This window comes from Thiorhodococcus minor (assembly GCF_010820565.1).
In the GTDB taxonomy this organism is placed as follows: domain Bacteria; phylum Pseudomonadota; class Gammaproteobacteria; order Chromatiales; family Chromatiaceae; genus Thiorhodococcus; species Thiorhodococcus minor.
On sequence record NZ_JAAIJQ010000210.1, the window covers coordinates 1 to 2,397 of the forward strand.

The 2,397-nt window shown below is 59.3% G+C and carries 1 protein-coding gene; it reads left to right on the forward strand.

Annotation, left to right across the window (positions count from 1 at the left end; all coding sequences use genetic code 11):
• Positions 1–179 precede the first annotated feature (179 nt).
• Positions 180–2,132 carry an alginate lyase family protein gene (locus tag G3446_RS26350; protein ID WP_245232816.1) on the forward strand — a complete coding sequence of 651 codons (1,953 nt, stop codon included), beginning with the start codon at positions 180–182 and terminating at the stop codon, positions 2,130–2,132.
• Positions 2,133–2,397: the final 265 nt, after the last annotated feature.

Below are 2,397 nucleotides of genomic sequence, written 5' to 3' on the forward strand. Positions count from 1 at the left end.
AAAATAAATACAGCAGGTTAACGAGGCTTACTCAGAGCTAGGTTAAGAGGGCGCAATCTGTGCCTATACGAGGTATAGCGATGTGGTTCGCACGTTCAACGTACCCCAAGCGGGCTGATCTCCCAGTCGGGGCAGGAAGTCTGCACCGATGTGGCTGGTACCTGAAGCGCCTCAAGGTGATGACGCCCAAGGAAATTGCGTGGCGTCTGCTGGAGGTGGTTCGTCTGAAAACCGCAGAAGCGGCCTTTCGCTCCGGCGTCTTGGGGCGGAGCTATATTCATGATGATCCGAGCACGTTTCGGTTTTGCATCGATCTCGAGTCGCAGCTACCGTCGGTGCCTTTTACGCTGGATGCCCGCGATGACGAGATCGAAGCCTCGCTGGTGGGGATCTGGCCGGCGTTGGGCTTCGACTGGTCATGGTCATCCGATGGTGCGGTCTGGCATCGGGCGCCGGACACGGGGCGGAACTGGCCGCAGGTCTTCTTCGGTAAGATCAGCTACCGACAGGGCAATCCATTCGGGGATGCGCGGGTGGTATGGGAGCCGTCCAGGCTTCAGCAGCTCGTCACATTGGCGCTGATCGCTCGGCGGTACGAGAGCGAACGCGCACGCGCCGTCGATTTGATCGTCAGGCAATTGCAGTCCTGGTATGAGGCCAATCCGGTTGCTTGCGGCATTCATTATGTCTCGGCCATGGAGTGCGGGCTGCGGATCATCGCCGTTTGTTTCGCCCTGGACCTCATCCGGCCCGAGATCATCGAGCATTCCTCTGTGTGGTGCTGCGCCGCGTCCATCGTCCATTCGCACGCTGACCTGATCGCGGGGCGTTTGTCGCTCCATTCCTCCTCTGGTAACCATACTATCGCCGAGTGTGCCGGGCTGATCTTCGCGGGCGTTCTGTTCTCGGAGCTACGCGGTGCTGATCGTTGGTACGCGGTGGGTTTGAAGACGCTGCGCCAGGAAGCGGCGCGGCAGATACTCACCGATGGTGGGGGTATCGAGCGTGCGACCTGGTACCATCTGTTCGTGCTCGATCTTATTGGTTTGGTGGAGCGGCTGCTTGATTCTAGGAACCATGAGATTCCGGCGGAATTGACGGCCGCCTTAGAGCGCGGACGCGCTTTTCTGGCGGTGTTCGCACAATCGCCAGCCGATTTGCCAGTTTTTGGGGATGCGGACGGTGGTTATGCGCTGTCGCCCTTTCTGCGCCTATCCTTCGAGACGTTTGCCGCTCAGGAGCGGTTGCGGACCTTTCCCGACATGGGACTGACCCTAGTACGGCCTGGGGACCAATCCAGGCTGACATTGATCTTCGATCATGGTCCGCTGGGGATGCCGCCGGCCTATGGACACGGACACGCGGATGCCCTGTCCCTGATCTTGCGTGACGATTCTGGCGCCATCCTGGTCGACCCGGGGACTTACACCTACACAGGCGATCAACGCTGGCGCCACTTTTTTCGCGGTACGCGCGGGCACAATACGGTGTTGGTGGATGGTCATGACCAGGCGCGGCCTGAGACACCCTTCATGTGGTCCAGGCCCTTCGTTGCCGAGTTGGTCGCGGCTGAGAGACTGGAGCATGGTCAGGTCCGGCTGCTGGCGCGTCAGACAGGCTATCGCGATCCCGGCATCGCGCATTGGCGCGGGATGCTGTTCTCCCCGGAGGTGCTCGTCGTTTGGGATGGGATGCGCGGGGCGGGTGAGCATCGATTCGAGTTGAATTGGCATTTGGGTGTCGATCTGGATTGGGTCTCTGAGAATGGTTGTATCTGTCTGTCCGACGGCAGTGAAACCGGATCGGAGTTTCAGTCGTCAGGATCGACGCTCGTATTGGATGCGGCGGAAATGGGCACGCTTTGCTTTGCGCATCCTGCGCAATCGGGTCATCGGAGGATCCGCCTGCTGCTGAGTGGTGGAAAGATTAGCGTTCATCGCGGGGACACGGATCCGATCCGGGGTTGGTGCTCAATGCGCTATGGACAGAAGACGGAGAGTACTACGGTTAGTCTCATGCACCGGGGGCAAGCGCCGCACGATTTTCTGAGCATCTTCTGCTTGACGGAGGCCAGCGTGGCGCTAGGTGACATCGAAAGAAGCGTTGACTGGTTTCGTCGGCGCGCGTTTTGATTCCAAGTCGGGTCGCGACTGAAGGGTGATACGGATGCCGGTGAAGAGAGCTGATGTCTTGGGGGTTCCGGTCGATTGCGTGACCATGGAAACGGCCGTTGGGATCGCCGATGACTGGGTGCTGAACGGATCCAGGCCCCGTACCATTTTTGCGGTCAATCCAGAGAAGGTCATCAAGGCGCAGCGAGGGCTCTCCCGGATTTCGGGGGGTCTAGCGATTCATTTTAAAACAAGCATTTAGTGGCGATTTGGGCGTACACGCAGA

Coding starts and splice junctions, on each gene's coding strand:
- G3446_RS26350 (WP_245232816.1), top strand. CDS start 180: ATGACGCCCAAGGAAATTGCGTGGCGTCTGCTGGAGGTGGTTCGTCTG.